Below are 16,904 nucleotides of genomic sequence, written 5' to 3'. Positions count from 1 at the left end.
GTATACACCATTATTATATTAATATTTATCAAAAATTAAATCTATATATTTATTATGCAAATGTAATGATATTATTTTGAAATAAATATAAAAGATTATATAAAAATATGAGCATATAGTCTTTATACATTAAATTACAACTATTCATGATTAATGAATACAACAATGTTATTACTTATTATTAATAATATATTAATTATTATATTATTATATTATTAAAATTTATGAATTAAGATCAATATCGTATTGATTAATAAGAGTTATTTATTTGACTTATTTTTTTTACAAAATGATTTCGTGTAGTACCAAGCTTAAATGCCAAAGATGAAGCAATATATATAGAAGATACTGTGCCAATAATGGCACCAAGCAATAAAGTTATTGCAAATCCTTGTAACATAGCACCTCCAAAAATGAGTAATATAAGTAATACCATAATAGTTGTAACCGAAGTTATAATAGTTCTACTCAGTACTTGACTTAATGATATATTAAATATATCGACAGATTTTGCTGCAGATATACGATAAAAATTTTCTCGAATTCTATCAAAAATAACAATTTTGTCGTTTATAGAATAACCAATTGCTGACATGAGAGCCGCAATAATAGTCGCATCTACTTCAATGAAAAACAAAGATAACACACCTAAAATAATTACTATATCATGCATTAAAGATACAACAATTCCAGTTGCCAACCTCCATTCAAAACGAAATGTTATATATATGAACATACACGCTAAAGCAACCAACAAAGCTATTATTCCTGTATTTATTAATTGATTACTAACACTTGGACCAATCCAGTTTACTTGTTTAACAAAAAATTTTTGTGCTATATTTTCTTGTAAAATATGTAAAATATTATTTATAACGTTTTGATTGATCTTATTTTCATTTGTATCTAGTGGTAATTTAATCATTATATTTTTAGAAGAATTTGAATATTGCACTACAATCTTTTTGTGCCCCGATTTAATTAAAACATTTTGAATGTTAACTAGATCTATATTTTCTTCTAAAGTAATTTCAAGCAGCATACCCCCAGTAAAATCTAACCCCCAATTAAAACCACGCATTATCATAGTAACGCATGCAATAAAACACAAAATTATTGATAAATAAAATATCACACGTCTCCATGAGAGAAAATCATAAACCTTCATAATAACTATTACTCATTTTAATGCATTCAATCGCAAAAATTGCTGTAATTATATAGTTATAAAAACTAAGAAATTAAATAGACAATTTATTAATACGTCTTTTTCCATAAATTAAATTAACAATAGCACGAGTACCAATAATAGATGTAAACATTGACGTTCCGACTCCAATGATCGTAGTAATAGCAAATCCTTTAATTGATCCTGTTCCAATTAGATATAATATAATAGAAGTAATAATGGTTGTAACATTCGCATCTACAATACTAATCAATGCCTTATTATATCCTGTATATATCGCGTATTGGATTGGTCTTCCTTGTTTTATTTCTTCTTTAATTCGCTCGTTAATTAGTACATTTGCATCTATGGCTACGGACAAAGTCAATATTATTCCTGCTATACTTGGCATAGTTAATATTATTCCTGGAAGTATAGACATTATACTAATTATAAGTATTAAATTAGCAACAAGGGCGATGCTCGCTATTAATCCAAAATAATGGTACCATAAAATCATAAAACATATAGAAGTTAACATTCCTAAAATACATGCACTTAACCCTTGTGTAATGTTTTTCTTACCAAGCATAGGTCCAATAATTCGTTCTTCTTCTATATAAATAGGTGTAGCTAACGTTCCCATACGTAATAACAATGCAAGATGGCGCGCTTCATTCAAATCACTAATTCCAACAATACGAAAATTATTACTCAATTGAGATTGAATAGTAGCAATATTTATAACTTTCTCATGTTTAGTTAAAATAACATGACCTTCAGAATTTTTTTTTCCACTATCTTTATATTCTACAAATAAAGTAGCCATCACTTTTCCAATATTATTTTTAGTAAAATTCGAAATTATAGTGCTACCCGTTTTATTTAAAGCAACATTTACTTGAGGTCGATTATATTCATCTACACTAACATTAGCGTTAGTAATATAATCTCCAGATAAGACTACTCGTTTATATAATGGTATTAAGTAACCTTTATCATTAATTTTTACTTCAGAATCTTCTGGAATTAAATTATGACTTATTTCAAATTCACCTATCGCTGAATTAACTAAACGAAACTCAAGACTTGCGGTTGTACTGAGTATTTTTTTAACCTTTGTAATATCTTGAATACCCGGCAATTCTATAATAATACGATCAATACCATGGCGCTGTATCAATGGCTCATTGATACTTAATTGTTGATATATACGGTGTTGTAAGATAGTCAAATTTTGTTGTATTGCATATTCACAAATTGAATATTTTTTTCTTTCAGAAAAAACGATATTCAATTTATCAATTCCAATTTTATATAAAATTAAATCACGATCTATTGCAGATAGAGATATCATAGCTTGATTTCTATCATCAGAATTTTTGAAATCAATTTCAATACCATGATTTTCAACATTACACATTTTTGTGTAAGAGATTTTTTTTTCATACAAAATAGTTTTTAAAGTATCAATGTATTGATTTTGAAATTTATCTAACATCGTTTCTGTGTTTATATGTATGATAAAATATATCCCACCGCATAAATCTAATCCTAATTTTATCGGCCTAGCTTTTATTATAGATAACCAATATGGCATAATTGGAATAGTACAAAAAAATACTCGATATTTCTCAAAAAAAATAGTGGATAATTCTCGATAAGCTTGAAGTTGATCTTGTTCATATAGAAACTGTATTAAAATTTTGTCTCCTTGTAATAAAATAGATTTATAAGTTACTTTTTTATTTGTTAATATCTCTTGAATTTGACATAACAAAGTATTATCAATCTTTTGATCGTTTATTTCTGAAATACGTTGAGTGACGTATATCACGGGTTTTTTTCCATATAAATTTGGAAGAGCATAAACTATACTAGTTACAAATATTAATATAATAACAATATTTTTCCATAAGGAATAATAATTCAACACAAGATATCATCTCAAAATTTACAAATATATAAATAACTATAGTGCTTTCATCGTACCTTTAGGTAAAATCGCAGTAATACAATCACGTTTAATTAGTACTGTACTACCACCATTACTCATGTCATTTCGTGCACTGAGCGTAATGAAGAGATAGCCTGTTTCTGTAATTTTAATAACACGACCTACTAAACCTCCAGTAGTTAGTACTTCATCCCCTTTAGAAATAGAATTTAATAACTCTTTATGGATCCTGTTACGTTTTTGTTGCGGTCTAAAAATCATAAAATAAAAAATTCCAGCAAATACTGTTAACATAATTATTAAAGAGTATGGGTTTCCTTGCGAATCAGAATTAACATTTGCCCAAGCAGTATTAGTAAGCATATTCATTTATGTTTCCCATTGTATAAAATGATAAGATCATCCAATTTGGTTATAAATAAACACATCGAATTTATAATTTAATTTATAATATGATTAAAACGTCGATAAAAAACATCAATAAAATTTTTCAATGATTTCGTTTTTATGGCTTGACGTAATTCTTCCATTAAACGCTGATAATATCTTAAATTATGAATAGTATTTAAACGTATTCCAAGAATTTCTCTACAACGGTCTAAATGATGTAAATATGAACGACTATAATATCGACAAGTATAACAATCACAACAACTATCTACCGGAGAAGTATCCGTTTTGTATCGTGTATTACGGATTTTAATAGATCCGTCAGAAACAAATAAGTATCCATTCCGAGCATTACGCGTTGGTATAACACAATCAAACATGTCAATACCCTGTCTTACAGCTTCCACTAAATCTTCCGGTTTACCAGCGCCCATCAAATAACGCGGTTTGTTTACGGGAATCATTCTGCATGTATGAGATAAAATTCTATACATTTCTTTTTTTGGTTCTCCTACTGACAAACCTCCTATCGCATATCCATCGAAACCAATACTCATTAATTCCTTTATTGATATATCTCTTAGATTTTCATACATACCCCCTTGAATAATAGCAAATAACATATTTGAATTACGTAATGTATCGAAATGCAAACGACTGCGTCTTGCCCAATGTAAAGACACATCTACTGATTTTTTTATATAATCCCAAGTATTGGGATAAGACACACACTCATCAAATATCATAACTATATCAGATTTTAAATTATGTTGGATTTCTATAGATTTTTCTGGAGTTAAAAACACAATACGACCATCAATAGGATTTTTAAAATAAACTCCTTTTTTTGTAACTGTACGCATTTTACTTAAACTAAATACCTGAAACCCTCCAGAATCTGTAATTATAGGACCCATCCAACTCATAAATTTATGCAATCCATCATGTAATCTTATGACATCTAAACCAGGTCGCAACCATAAATGAAAAGTATTACTTAAAATAATTTGAGTACCACTTTCTCTGATTTCTTCTGGAGTTAATGTTTTTATAGATCCATAGGTTCCAACTGGCATAAAAGCAGGAGTATCTACTATTCCTTTATTAAAAACAAATCTACCGAGACGAGCATCACCATCTGTCTGTAATAATTGAAATGTCATGATATTTACTTATCCTAATCAAATAAAAAAATAAATATAATGTTATATAGCTCATCTTTTTATAAAAAAGAGATATCATATATAATGTAATTTCATGACGTTCAACGAACGTGTGATGATATTAGTAAAATTTTATTAACAAATACATATTAATTTTAACAAATAAAACTAACAACAATTTTTATCAAAAAGATAAAATCATAATTACTTAAACACAATAAAGCTAGATTATTTATATCCTAAAAGACAATTCGACAAATTATATCATTTTGGCATATATAGATGCAATATTTAATAATCTTTCTAAAACTAGTACAACAATAATTATAATAACTTCACATTTTTAGATTTTAATATAATTTTTTATTATTATAGATAGGTATCTATCTCTCCCTTATAATAGTGCGTATATTTTTATTAATATTAATTTGATTATAAATAACAATTAGTTAAAATAAATACCAACAAAAATTGTCAAACTTTGTTTTTATTTAAATATAAGTAATATACTTAAATAATGCATCACAGAAATATTATTTATTAATTAACATTAAAGTGTATAATTATAATTATATATATATAATTATAGATATCATTTTTATGTATAGTAATTAATAAAAATTTATATTCAAACACAAATATAAAACTACCAAATATTTAAATAATTTAAGTAAAATATACAAATATTTATAAAAATTTAAAAAAATATTTATTTTGATTACAATATTGAAATAATTTTATTATGTAAAACTATATATTTAATAAGTTTATTGCAATAAACTATTCATTCTATAAATTAGTAATTTATTTTTATTAAATAGATAATCACTAAAAAATTATCAACTTACAAAATAATTTAAATTTTATAGTTATACTTACTCAAATAAACAAATCATTTTATCAAAAAAATTCATAGTATCGTTTGCATCTACATAATTTAAACAGTAAAATAAATATAAGTTACTCATAGTAAATCATTCGTATATTTATAATTTATTATAATAGTACATTAAATCTATTATTATTAACAGAGGGGTTAAAAATCGATATGGTATTAGTTAGTCGTTGTGCTCCAGATTTTACTTCTTCCGCTGTATTAGGCAACGGGGAGATTATAGATAATTTTAATTTATTAAAATATATTAATAAAAAAAGAGCAATAGTTTTTTTTTGGCCTATGGATTTTACTTTTGTTTGTCCGTCAGAATTAATTGCTTGTGATAAACGTTACGTTGAGTTTCAGAAACGAAATGTAGAAGTGATTGGAATTTCTATAGATTCTGTCTTCGTACACAATGCTTGGAGACAAACTCCTATTAATCAAGGTGGAATTGGAGCAGTGAGATACGCTATGGTTTCTGATATTAAACATGAAATTGTTAAAAAATACGGTATTGAGCATCCAGACAAAGGAATTGCTTTACGCGCTTCGTTTTTAATAGATGAATCAGGAATAATAAGACATCAAGTGGTTAATGATTTACCGTTTGGCAGAAATTTTGATGAAATAATTCGTATGATAGATGCGTTAGAATTTCACGAAAATCATGGTTTATTATGTCCTGCTCAATGGGATAAAAACAAACAAGGACTAGAGGCATCACAAACAGGAGTAATTAATTATCTAGCTAATAATTTTTCTAAATTATAACATGCATCATATTCTATAATTTTAAAGAAGTATTTAGTTGTATTATATTAATTGTGAATTAATTGAGGGAGTCTTTTAAAATATTTCAACCAAAAATAGCTTTTTTCTTGTGCCGATAATAGGAATTGAACCTATATCCTTCGCATTACGAATGCGCTGCTCTACCTATGAGCTATATCGGCATTGACCTTTTCATTATACACGCTATGATTATGTATACTTTATGCATTTAAAACCGAAACAACAACACATAAATTACTACAAATGTTAGTTACGATTTACAATTGTAGCTAACATTTGTAAAAAATCAAGTATCATGCGTTTATTGATTATACAATATAAATATAAAAAGTTATTTGGTGTATTACCCATATATCATATACCTACTATTTTAAGATGTAATTTGCATCTCCTTCTCTATAATAAAAATAAGTAAATGGATAATTTTAATATGTATTTCTTGAATATGATCAGGATAACTTGAATATGGAGCACAAATTTCTATATCTGTAGAACTACATAATTTAGTTTCTTTTTTTTCTCCAGTCAAAAAAATTACCTTCATATTTCGTTTATGTGCTGCTTCTATTGCATATAAAATATTGGTTGATTGTCCAGAAGTAGAAATAGCAAATAATATATCTTTTTCGTTTCCAACAGATTCAACATAACGCGAAAAAACATACTTATATCCAAAATCATTACTAACACATGATAAATATGATGGATCAGAAATAGCTATTGCTGAATAGCCTACACGATTATTTCTATAACGCCCAGTTAATTCCTCTGCAAAATGCATAGCATTACAATGTGATCCGCCATTGCCACAAGACAATACTTTTCCGCCTGTTTTAAAAGTATCAGCAATAAGTTTTGCGGATAATTCTATCGCATTAATATTATATTTATTATGAATAAATGTTTTCAACATTTTTATAGTTTCATTGAATTCATCGCAAATCACTTTATAATACATAATTATTCTCCATATAATAATACACATATAAATAATTAAACAATAACACTATTATAATGATGTTTTATTCTTAAAAAAAATAACTACAAACATGAATTTCATAATTATTGTTGATAATATATTTACTAATACCTCAATTTATCAATAAAAATAACATAACCTACATGATTATCAAATTATTGTTAATTTGATTTATTTAATAAAGTTAACTAATTTATTATTAGTCCTTTCATTCTCGCCATATACAATGTTTATATATTCGTTGCATACAATCTAAATATTTCGAATGAGCTAATTTTTCCTGTTTATTAGCAATGATAACTTTTAATGATTTTATTTTAATATTTTTTATATTATTTGATCGTATTATATTGTACACTCTATTATCTGATACATTCAGATCTGTTATATCACTAAACTTTATTTCTGTTTGCCCCCCGCTCATAGATAAAAATACATGAGCTAAAAGCTGCGCATCAACTAATGCACTATGTAAATTACGTTGTTTAGATGTATTAATAAAATAACGTTCACATAATGCATCTAAATTATTACGTTGCCCCGGAAACTTTTTACGAGCTAATTTCAAACTATCTGTTATAGTACAATAAAATTCTATATTTTTTGAATTTTTGTCAAATATACGTAATTCTTGATTAAGAAAACCTAAATCGAATGAAGCATTATGAATAATTAACTCACTATCGCGAATAAACATTATAAATTCATTTACTATTTCTGAAAAAGTTGGTTGGTTTTCTAAAAATTGATCGCTAATTCCATGTACTTGGAAAGCTTCAATATCAATCATACGATCTGGTTTGAGATAAACATGAAATTTTTTATCAGTTAAACGACGATTTATTATCTCTACCGCGCCTATTTCGATTACTCTATGTCCTTCATAATGAATTCCAAATTTATTCATACCAGTAGTTTCAGTATCTAAAACAATTTGTCGTACAATATCAGTGCTCATAATTCCTCATTTGTGTCACACTAAATTAGATTAATTAACATTACAAATATATTTTACAGTATGTATAAAAAAATAGAAATTTTTACTGATGGATCATGCCTTGGCAACCCGGGACCAGGTGGTTGTGCCGCTATTTTACAATATAAACAACATAAGAAAGAATTTAGTATGGGATATCGCTTAACTACTAATAATCGCATGGAATTAATGGCAGCTATTATCGCATTAGAATCACTTAAAAATCCATGTCAAATTACTTTGAATACTGATAGTCAATATTTATTACATGGTATTACCCAATGGATTCATGTATGGAAAAAAAATCATTGGAAAACCGCTGAAGATAAATTAGTGAAAAATATTGATTTATGGAAACGATTAGATACGGCAATACAATCTCACAACATTACACATTGGAACTGGTTAAAAAGCCATACTGGTCACTTGAACAATGAACGATGTGATAAATTAGCTCGACTAGCCGCTAAATATCCTTATTTAGAAGATATTTGTTAATAACAAAAACACAATTTTTCAAAATAATTACATCATATGCATAAATAACATATAAAAATATTATTATTATATTATTCTATATATAATAGAATAATCAAAATTGTATTGGAATACGATCATATATAATTTTTATTTTTTTATTGAAAATTTTATAGATCTATTTGCATATATTGTTTTTATATTTTAAAAAAAAATTATATTATTATAAAATTTTTAACATTAAATTATAATTATATTTAAGTTTAACAATTTAATCGCAAATATCAAAAACATAATAGTTCATGTATTGTATATTACTAATTTTTTTTAAATATTTTCATTCAAATTATTTAACAATATATCGAAATGATAAATATTATTAGAATTCCAGCTCTAAGTACTAATTATATTTGGATCATATACAATTATAAGAAAGAATGTATAGTAATTGATCCTGGAGAAACAAAAAAAATATTAGATATTTTGAAGAAATTTCAATTTACTCTGCAAGCAATTTTGTTAACTCATAATCATGCTGATCATGTTAAAGGGGTAGATGTATTATTTCAACATTTTCCAAAAGTAACTATATATGGACCTGTAGAAACTAAAGACTGTGGCGCCCATATATTAGTATCAGAAGGCGATTGTTTTACATTATTACAAAAAAAATTTAGAGTACTATCTTTACCTGGTCATACATTAGGTCATATTGGTTTCTATAGTGCGCCTTGGTTATTTTGTGGAGATACTGTATTTTCTTCAGGTTGTGGCAAAGTTTGTATGGGGCTTGAACGAAATATGTATGAATCCTTTTTAAAAATTAAGTATCTCCCTCATAACACTTTGATTTTTAGTGGACATGAATACACTTTGTCTAATGTTAATTTTTTAATTTCTATATTACCTCAAAATCAATTCATTTTAAATTATCGTAATAAGCTTATTAAGCTACATAAAAAAGGACAACCTACCGTTCCTACCACACTAAATTGGGAACTAAAAGTTAATCCTTTTTTTCGTTGTAGTAACTTAGATATAAAAAAATCATTAAATTTATCAAGCACTTTTAAAGAAGAATGGCAAATTTTTTTAGAATTGCGTAAGAGAAAAGATCTATTTTAAGTACAATCAATATTATCAACTAAATTAAATAATAATTTTAATGTTATATTATTATATATGATGGATTTTTTAAATAAAAAATCATCTTTTTATATTTTATAAATACTTAACGAAATAAATAATGTTAAAAATTTAATTACACTATATATTTTATGTAAAAATCATTGTTTTACGCTTATACAAATATTTATTATTTTTGTAATTTACTGTTAAACACACCTAAAATAACTAAATTCAATCTCTATTTAGAGATTTTATTTATTACATTGCTTATTCAACTATGTTGTAAATTTGATTTTTTTTTAATTAATTTTTAACTAAAATTTATTCACAAAACACTTGGCAGCCCCCTACTCTCGCATGGGGAAACCCCACACTACCATCGGTACTACGACATTTCACTTCTGAGTTCGGAATGGTATCAGGTGGTACTATCGCGCTAACGCCGCCAAGTCAATTTCAGTATCACAAATAAATAATAAATAATCAATTAAATATTTTTAAATATCTTATTTTTATAAAGTAAATAATTTATATTACTGTTTATTGATACATTCTAATTTATTTAAATTAAATAAAAATTTATTAAATTATAATCAATTGTGATTATCATTTTTATCACGATTAATATACGGTTATATATAAGATGCATATCTTAAATGATTCAATACAGGATCAATAGAAGGAAATACATTATGCCATAAAAAAAATGCATAAGCTGCTTGTCCTACTAACATACCCAATCCATCTGAACAATAATTTGATCCATATTTTTTACACCACGTTATAAACGAGGTATCCTGCTGTTGATAAAACAAATCATAACATTTAGTTGTAGAAGTAATAAAAGATGAAGGTATTTCAGGAACACTATTATATGTACTGCTAGTTGTAGCATTAATGATTAGATCATATTTATTAGTATCATAAATTAATTCACACAAAGGTATACATGATATATTTTTATGTCCTATCTTATGATAAAAAGACGTTAACGTTTGGGCACGAGAAAATGTTCTATTCACTATATTTATATAACATTTTTTTATGACAGTTAATAACTCAGGAATAATTCCTTTTGCAGCACCTCCAGCTCCAATTAATAAAATATTTGTTACTACAGATTCATCTATTGTAGTAACAACACTATTATCTGTATCTATCCAATTAAGACGTTTTAAATCATTAATGAATCCTATACCATCAGTATTATCTCCCAATAAAACTCCGTTTTTTTGTTTTTTTATTGTATTAACCGAACGAGCAGTTTTAGCTCGTTCGGTTAATTTATCACATATGCAATATGCATGTTCTTTAAACGGAGAAGTAATATTCGCTCCTAATCCGCCAAATTTAAAAAAATCACATAATAAATGATCAAAATCACCTCGTGATATTAATTTTAAATCATACTCCTTAGGTATCCCAATTTCTTTTGCAAATAATGCATAAATTTCTGCTGATTTACTGTGCTTAATTGGATTTCCAAAAACAGCAAAAGAACTCATTTATCACCTCTTAAATAACAGAAATCACCCACGAATTAATTCTCCAGTCATAACATCTCTAATTTCCGAAGGTTCAGTTCTTCCAAGTATATCTTCGTGCATCACAGCTATACTATAGCCAAATTGCTTATGCACTTCTATAATAGTACGTGCAGGAGGATATCCAGATAAATTTGCACTAGTAGACACCAAGGGCTTTCCAAATGCCAAACAAAGACGTCGAATTGGTTCAAAATCAATGATTCGTACTGCCAAAGAATAAAATTGACCCGTTAACCAATATGGGCTATTGGCTCTAGCAGGAAATACCCATGTTACTGGACCAGGCCAAGTAGAAAAAACCTGTAATTGTTGCTGTTTATTTAAATGACTATCGTCAATGTATTTAAGTAACTGCGCATAATTAGCAGCAATTAAAATTAAACCTTTTTTCCATGATCTATTTTTTATCTTTAATAAAGTATTAATTGCATTTTTATTATCAGGATCACATCCTAATCCAAACATTGATTCTGTCGGATAAACAATCACCTTACCTTCATATAATTGCATGAGTAAATCTTTCATACTTAATACATACATAATATATTATAATTATAATTTATTCATTACATTATAGATAATAATATCACGTAATATTTCTTTATCTAAAAAAATCAATGCTTTAATTACACAAAAATTGAAAATCGTCAAATAAAATTAATTACTTACTTTCATATATAAAATTATAAGGCATTTTAACTTTGAGTAAATAAAAATATACATATTTCTCATCAAATACAATTGAATATCTTGTATTAAAAATTTTTTATTTTATAATGTTTACAATGGATTTGTATATCCATTTACATTCAAAAATATAACACATTTTAAAAATTAAAAAATATTTTATAAAAAATAGAATCTAAAAAAAATAAACGAATTTACTAATATAATATTAATATAAAATTATATATAATTCAATTTTAAGTTAAGTTTTAATTTAATAGTCTTTATACTTTATGTCAATATTGGAAATATTACACTATCCAGATGAACGACTCAGAAAAATTGCTAATCCTGTTGTCACAATATCTAGTGATACTAATCAGATTATCAATGACATGTTTGACACTATGTATTTTAAAAAAGGAATTGGTTTAGCTGCAACACAAGTTAATATTCATCAACAAATCATTGTCATTGATCTTTATACAAAAAATAAACAACCCTTAGTTTTTATTAACCCTTTTATTACCAAAAAAACAGGAATCATTAAAATCATTGAAAGTTGTTTATCTATTCCTCAAATACACGAAACTATTCCCCGAGCAAAAGAAATAACAGTTCAATCGTTAGATCAACACGGAAAAAATTTTGAAATAAAAGCAAATGATTTGTTAGCAATTTGCATCCAACATGAAGTAGATCATCTATCTGGTAAGCTTTTTATTGATTATTTGTCTCCATTAAAAATCAACAGGATCAATAAAAAAATAAAAAAATTATCTAAAATACCTAAAAAATAATTTTCTATTTAAAATATATTATGATAAATACGAAGTCGTTACGCATTGTTTTTTTTGGAACTACAAATTTTGCAGCATCACATTTACATGCATTAATTAATTTATCTGCACATAAAATAATAGCAATATTTACTCAAGAAAATCAACAATCATTTGAACATACATCGCCTGTACCATTACATGATATAGCAAAAAAACATGATATATTATTATTTCGATCTAACAGTCTATCTATGTCTGATATTGAATGTATTATTAAAAAAATGAATGTAGATCTAATAATAGTTGTATCTTACGGGTTAATTTTATCACAAAAAATATTAAATATACCAAGATTGGGGTGTATTAATGTACATGGTTCATTATTACCTCGTTGGCGCGGTCCGGCTCCAATTCAACGTTCATTAGAACATGGTGATTGCGTTACTGGAATAACAATCATACAAATGGATTCAGGTATAGATACCGGTAATATTCTATGTACTATGTCCTGTAAAATTTTACCTAAAGATACTAGTTATACTCTTTCAAACAGATTAGCAAATATTGGATCTACATCATTATTAAAAGTAATTGAACAACTTATGACAGGTACATGTACATTTACACCTCAGAACGCAACTTATTACACATATGCACATAAATTAAATAAACAAGAAGCGCGTATTAATTGGAAATTATCAGCAGTTCAATTAGAACGATGCATTCGTGCTTTTAATCCATGGCCAATTAGTTATTTTCAAGTAAAAGATTGTCGTATTAAAGTGTGGGACGCTGAAATAAGTAATCCAAAACATAATATAACTGAACATTCATGTGCATCAATAACACCTGGAACTATATTAACAACCAATAAATATGGTATTCATGTTATTACTGGTTCTGGAATACTAATACTTACTATGTTACAGATTTCGGGAAAGAAAAAAACACCCGCACGAGACATTCTTAACGCATATCGAAATTGGTTTATACCCAACTCTATATTAAGTTAACACCAAATTAAAAAATATTTTAATTATTTCATATTATTCATGAAAATAAATAATTTAATTATTTATTCTTATTGTTACTTTCTATTATTTTAGATCGTTCCACCAGCTCTATATAAGCCATTGGAGCACCATCTCCTTTACGTAATCCACATTTTAATATACGAGTATATCCTCCAGGACGATTTAAAAAATGCGGACTTATTTGTGTAAATAATTTTGTAACAACGCTGTTATTTCTTATTTTAGAAAAAACTAAACGCCGGTTAGCAACAGTATCTGACTTACCGCATGTAATTAATGGTTCTATCACACGACGCAATACTTTAGCTTTAAACAAAGTGGTTTTTATCATTTGGTAAGTTATTAATGAAATAACCATGTTTCTCAACATAGCCTTACGATGAGCATTAGTTCTATTTAATTTAGAACCACTTTTTTGATGATTCATAACAAATTACCTTTATTTATATATAAAGACTACCATTATAGTACATATTAATTATCTGAAATATTAGTTGGAGGCCAATTTTCTAAACGCATTCCTAAAGATAATCCACGAGAAGCTAATATATCTTTTATCTCTGTTAAAGACTTTTTTCCTAAATTAGGAGTTTTCAATAACTCTACTTCTGTTTTTTGTACTAAATCACCAATGTAATGAATAGACTCTGCCTTTAAACAATTCGCAGAACGCACAGTAAGCTCTAAATCATCAACAAGCCGTAATAAAACTGGATCAAATTCTGGTTTTTCTTCTTTATGATCTTGTTGATGTAAATCACGTAAATCAATAAAAGCCTCAAGTTGTTCAGATAAAATCGTTGCTGCACGTCTAATTGCTTCTTCAGGTTCTATAGTACCATTCGTTTCCATATCAATAATTAATTTATCTAAATCTGTACGTTGCGCGACACGCGCGGCTTCTACGTTATAAGAAATTCTTTCTACCGGACTATAACATGCATCTAACAATAACTTACCAACCGATAAAACATCTGACTCAGGATTAAATCTGGAAGAAGCTGGAACATAACCCCGTCCATGTTGTACTTTAATACGCATATCAATAGATGCATGTATATCAGTTATATGACATATAACATGGTCTGGTGCAATAATTTTGACGCTACTACTATCATATGAAATATCGTTTGCAATGACAGGACCTATACCTGATTTTTTTAAAATTAGGATTGCATGCTCTTTGCCTTCTACTCTAATAGCTAACTTCTTTAGGTTCAACAAAATTTCTAAAATATCTTCTTGCACACCTTCTTTTGTACTATATTCATGCAACACACCATCAATTTCAACTTCTGTTATAGCATATCCAGGCATTGACGAGAGTAAAATACGACGCAAAGCATTTCCTAAAGTATGACCAAACCCTCTCTCCAATGGCTCAAGAATAACTTTAGCACGTGTTTTAGTAATTTGTTCAATATCTACTAAACGTGGCTTTAAAAATTCTGTTACAGAACTCTGCATTATTACCTCTCTCTTTTATCATCACACAAACTTGAATTACTTTGAATATAATTCGACAATCAAGTGCTCATCTATATTTGCAGATAACTCACTACGTTCCGGATAACGTTTAAATACACCCTGTAATTTAATTGAATCAACTTCAATCCATTCCAATTTTTCTCTATGTTGTTCAGCAAGGTCCAAAGCAGCTCGAATCCTAGATTGATTATATGATTTTTTATGTATTTTAATAATAGTACTAGGAATAACTTGATATGACGCTATATTAACAAGACGATTACTAACAATAACAGATTTATGACTTACTAATTGGCGAGCTTCTGCGCGTGTTGCCCCAAATCCCATACGATATACAACATTATCTAATCGACATTCTAATAATTGTAATAAATTTTCACCAGTATTACCTTTGATACGCATAGCTTGCTTATAATAGTTAGAGAACTGACGTTCTAAAATACCATACATACGTTTAACTTTTTGTTTCTCTCGCAGCTGTATTCCGTAATCTGAAAATCGGGATTTACGCATATTATGTTGCCCTGGAGGATTTTCAAGTTTGCATTTAGAATCGATTGGACGAATTCCAGACTTCAAAAATAAATCTGTTCCTTCACGACGACTTAGTTTAAGTTTGGGTCCTAAATATTTTGCCATATTACTTCCTTAAAATAATTAGTTAATATTTTTTAGACACGACGTTTTTTAGAAGGACGGCAACCATTATGAGGAATCGGAGTAACATCAGTAATACTAGTAATATGAAAACCCACTGCATTTAATGCTCGCACTGCAGATTCACGCCCCGGACCGGGTCCTTTAACCATAATCTCTAAATTTTTTACTCCATATTCCTGAACTATTTCAGCACATCGTTCCGCTGCTACCTGTGCAGCAAACGGCGTAGATTTTCGAGATCCACGAAATCCAGAACCACCAGCTGTAGCCCACCCCAAAGTATTACCCTGCCTATCACTAATTGTTATAATAGTATTATTAAAAGATGCATGTATATGAGCTATACCATCTAAAATTTGTTTTTTAAGTCGCTTACGTACTCGAAGGTTGGATGATTTAATCATTTTATATTTCTACTTCTCTTATTTTTATTAATTTGTTAAATTATTTATTTGTCAATTTACGAGGACCTTTACGGGTTCTTGCATTTGTTCGAGTTCGCTGCCCTCGTACTGGTAAATTACGACGATGACGTAATCCTCGATAAGTACCAAGATCCATCAAACGTTTAATATTCAAGGTGACTTCACGACGTAAGTCCCCTTCTACAATATATTTATCAACCGCATTACGTAACTTTTCTACGTGAGTTTCAGATAATTTATAAAGCTGTATATGTTCATTTATACCTACATTTGAACAAATTAAACGAGCACGAGATTTTCCAATACCATATATGGACATTAAAGCAATAACGGTATGCTTTCTATCAGGAACATTAACACCTGCTATACGTACCACTTTCATATACTCCTAA

At 27.5% G+C, this 16,904-nt stretch carries 18 protein-coding genes, 1 tRNA gene and 1 rRNA gene; 5 read left to right on the top strand and 15 right to left on the bottom strand.

What is annotated here, in order from left to right; translation table 11 throughout:
* Positions 1 to 250: 250 nt before the first annotated feature.
* From secF to tgt, 4 genes are all read right to left on the bottom strand, one after another.
* A complete protein-coding gene (gene secF / locus Bsayi582_RS01195) occupies positions 251 to 1,168 on the bottom strand; it encodes a protein translocase subunit SecF (protein ID WP_500815985.1) in 918 nt (305 codons plus the stop codon).
* Between the two features lie 73 nt (positions 1,169 to 1,241).
* Positions 1,242 to 3,104, bottom strand: coding sequence for a protein translocase subunit SecD (gene secD / locus Bsayi582_RS01190; RefSeq protein ID WP_500815984.1), 1,863 nt, complete (start codon positions 3,102 to 3,104; stop codon positions 1,242 to 1,244).
* Between the two features lie 36 nt (positions 3,105 to 3,140).
* On the bottom strand, positions 3,141 to 3,494 hold the full coding sequence (gene yajC, locus Bsayi582_RS01185) for a preprotein translocase subunit YajC (protein ID WP_500815983.1): 354 nt from the start codon (positions 3,492 to 3,494) through the stop codon (positions 3,141 to 3,143).
* A gap of 71 nt (positions 3,495 to 3,565) precedes the next feature.
* Positions 3,566 to 4,678 carry a tRNA guanosine(34) transglycosylase Tgt gene (gene tgt, locus Bsayi582_RS01180; RefSeq protein WP_500815982.1) on the bottom strand — a complete coding sequence of 371 codons (1,113 nt, stop codon included), beginning with the start codon at positions 4,676 to 4,678 and terminating at the stop codon, positions 3,566 to 3,568.
* Positions 4,679 to 5,726: 1,048 nt separating this feature from the next.
* Here tgt and Bsayi582_RS01175 point away from each other — a divergent pair.
* Entirely contained in the window at positions 5,727 to 6,329 is a 603-nt protein-coding gene (locus Bsayi582_RS01175) for a peroxiredoxin C (RefSeq protein WP_500815981.1), read from the top strand.
* A gap of 110 nt (positions 6,330 to 6,439) precedes the next feature.
* Here Bsayi582_RS01175 and Bsayi582_RS01170 read toward each other — a convergent pair.
* The 3 genes from Bsayi582_RS01170 to dnaQ all read right to left on the bottom strand — a co-directional run bounded on the left by Bsayi582_RS01170 (position 6,440) and on the right by dnaQ (position 8,287).
* Positions 6,440 to 6,511 (bottom strand) — tRNA-Thr (locus Bsayi582_RS01170).
* 209 nt (positions 6,512 to 6,720) lie between these two features.
* On the bottom strand, positions 6,721 to 7,308 hold the full coding sequence (gene lpcA, locus Bsayi582_RS01165; RefSeq protein WP_500815980.1) for a D-sedoheptulose 7-phosphate isomerase: 588 nt from the start codon (positions 7,306 to 7,308) through the stop codon (positions 6,721 to 6,723).
* Positions 7,309 to 7,537: 229 nt separating this feature from the next.
* The gene (dnaQ, locus tag Bsayi582_RS01160; RefSeq protein WP_500815979.1) at positions 7,538 to 8,287 is read right to left on the bottom strand and encodes a DNA polymerase III subunit epsilon; all 750 of its coding nucleotides are present in this window, start codon (positions 8,285 to 8,287) and stop codon (positions 7,538 to 7,540) included.
* Between the two features lie 60 nt (positions 8,288 to 8,347).
* Here dnaQ and rnhA point away from each other — a divergent pair, with 60 nt between their 5' ends.
* Entirely contained in the window at positions 8,348 to 8,803 is a 456-nt protein-coding gene (gene rnhA, locus Bsayi582_RS01155) for a ribonuclease HI (protein ID WP_500815978.1), read from the top strand.
* Between the two features lie 348 nt (positions 8,804 to 9,151).
* Complete coding sequence (gene gloB / locus Bsayi582_RS01150) at positions 9,152 to 9,907, top strand: hydroxyacylglutathione hydrolase (protein WP_500816083.1); 756 nt, start codon at positions 9,152 to 9,154, stop codon at positions 9,905 to 9,907.
* 337 nt (positions 9,908 to 10,244) lie between these two features.
* Here the strand turns inward: gloB and rrf are convergent.
* The 3 genes from rrf to tsaC all read right to left on the bottom strand — a co-directional run bounded on the left by rrf (position 10,245) and on the right by tsaC (position 11,982).
* A 5S ribosomal RNA gene (gene rrf / locus Bsayi582_RS01145) occupies positions 10,245 to 10,360 on the bottom strand.
* Positions 10,361 to 10,542: 182 nt separating this feature from the next.
* A complete protein-coding gene (aroE, locus tag Bsayi582_RS01140) occupies positions 10,543 to 11,415 on the bottom strand; it encodes a shikimate dehydrogenase (RefSeq protein ID WP_500815977.1) in 873 nt (290 codons plus the stop codon).
* A gap of 24 nt (positions 11,416 to 11,439) precedes the next feature.
* Positions 11,440 to 11,982: an L-threonylcarbamoyladenylate synthase type 1 TsaC gene (gene tsaC, locus Bsayi582_RS01135; RefSeq protein ID WP_500815976.1), complete on the bottom strand. Its 543-nt coding sequence runs from the start codon at positions 11,980 to 11,982 to the stop codon at positions 11,440 to 11,442.
* A 434-nt stretch (positions 11,983 to 12,416) separates the two neighbouring features.
* On the opposite strand from tsaC, the gene def reads away from it, so the two are divergent.
* The gene (gene def, locus Bsayi582_RS01130) at positions 12,417 to 12,923 is read left to right on the top strand and encodes a peptide deformylase (RefSeq protein WP_500815975.1); all 507 of its coding nucleotides are present in this window, start codon (positions 12,417 to 12,419) and stop codon (positions 12,921 to 12,923) included.
* A 20-nt stretch (positions 12,924 to 12,943) separates the two neighbouring features.
* Positions 12,944 to 13,918 carry a methionyl-tRNA formyltransferase gene (gene fmt, locus Bsayi582_RS01125; RefSeq protein WP_500815974.1) on the top strand — a complete coding sequence of 325 codons (975 nt, stop codon included), beginning with the start codon at positions 12,944 to 12,946 and terminating at the stop codon, positions 13,916 to 13,918.
* Positions 13,919 to 13,976: 58 nt separating this feature from the next.
* Here the strand turns inward: fmt and rplQ are convergent, their stop codons facing one another.
* From rplQ to rpsM, 5 genes are read right to left on the bottom strand one after another with little or no spacing between them, the layout of a single operon-like run.
* Positions 13,977 to 14,366 carry a 50S ribosomal protein L17 gene (gene rplQ / locus Bsayi582_RS01120; protein WP_500815973.1) on the bottom strand — a complete coding sequence of 130 codons (390 nt, stop codon included), beginning with the start codon at positions 14,364 to 14,366 and terminating at the stop codon, positions 13,977 to 13,979.
* A gap of 47 nt (positions 14,367 to 14,413) precedes the next feature.
* Positions 14,414 to 15,406: a DNA-directed RNA polymerase subunit alpha gene (locus tag Bsayi582_RS01115; RefSeq protein WP_500815972.1), complete on the bottom strand. Its 993-nt coding sequence runs from the start codon at positions 15,404 to 15,406 to the stop codon at positions 14,414 to 14,416.
* Positions 15,407 to 15,442: 36 nt separating this feature from the next.
* On the bottom strand, positions 15,443 to 16,066 hold the full coding sequence (gene rpsD, locus Bsayi582_RS01110) for a 30S ribosomal protein S4 (protein ID WP_500815971.1): 624 nt from the start codon (positions 16,064 to 16,066) through the stop codon (positions 15,443 to 15,445).
* A 32-nt stretch (positions 16,067 to 16,098) separates the two neighbouring features.
* The gene (rpsK, locus tag Bsayi582_RS01105) at positions 16,099 to 16,491 is read right to left on the bottom strand and encodes a 30S ribosomal protein S11 (RefSeq protein WP_500815970.1); all 393 of its coding nucleotides are present in this window, start codon (positions 16,489 to 16,491) and stop codon (positions 16,099 to 16,101) included.
* Between the two features lie 40 nt (positions 16,492 to 16,531).
* Positions 16,532 to 16,888 (bottom strand): 30S ribosomal protein S13, encoded by a 357-nt coding sequence (gene rpsM, locus Bsayi582_RS01100; protein WP_500816082.1) that lies wholly within the window; start codon positions 16,886 to 16,888, stop codon positions 16,532 to 16,534.
* Positions 16,889 to 16,904 lie beyond the last annotated feature (16 nt).

This window comes from Candidatus Blochmannia sayi (nom. nud.) (assembly GCF_059935855.1).
The sequence above is the reverse complement of the archived record's forward strand: the minus strand, read 5'-3'. Positions and strand labels throughout refer to the sequence as shown.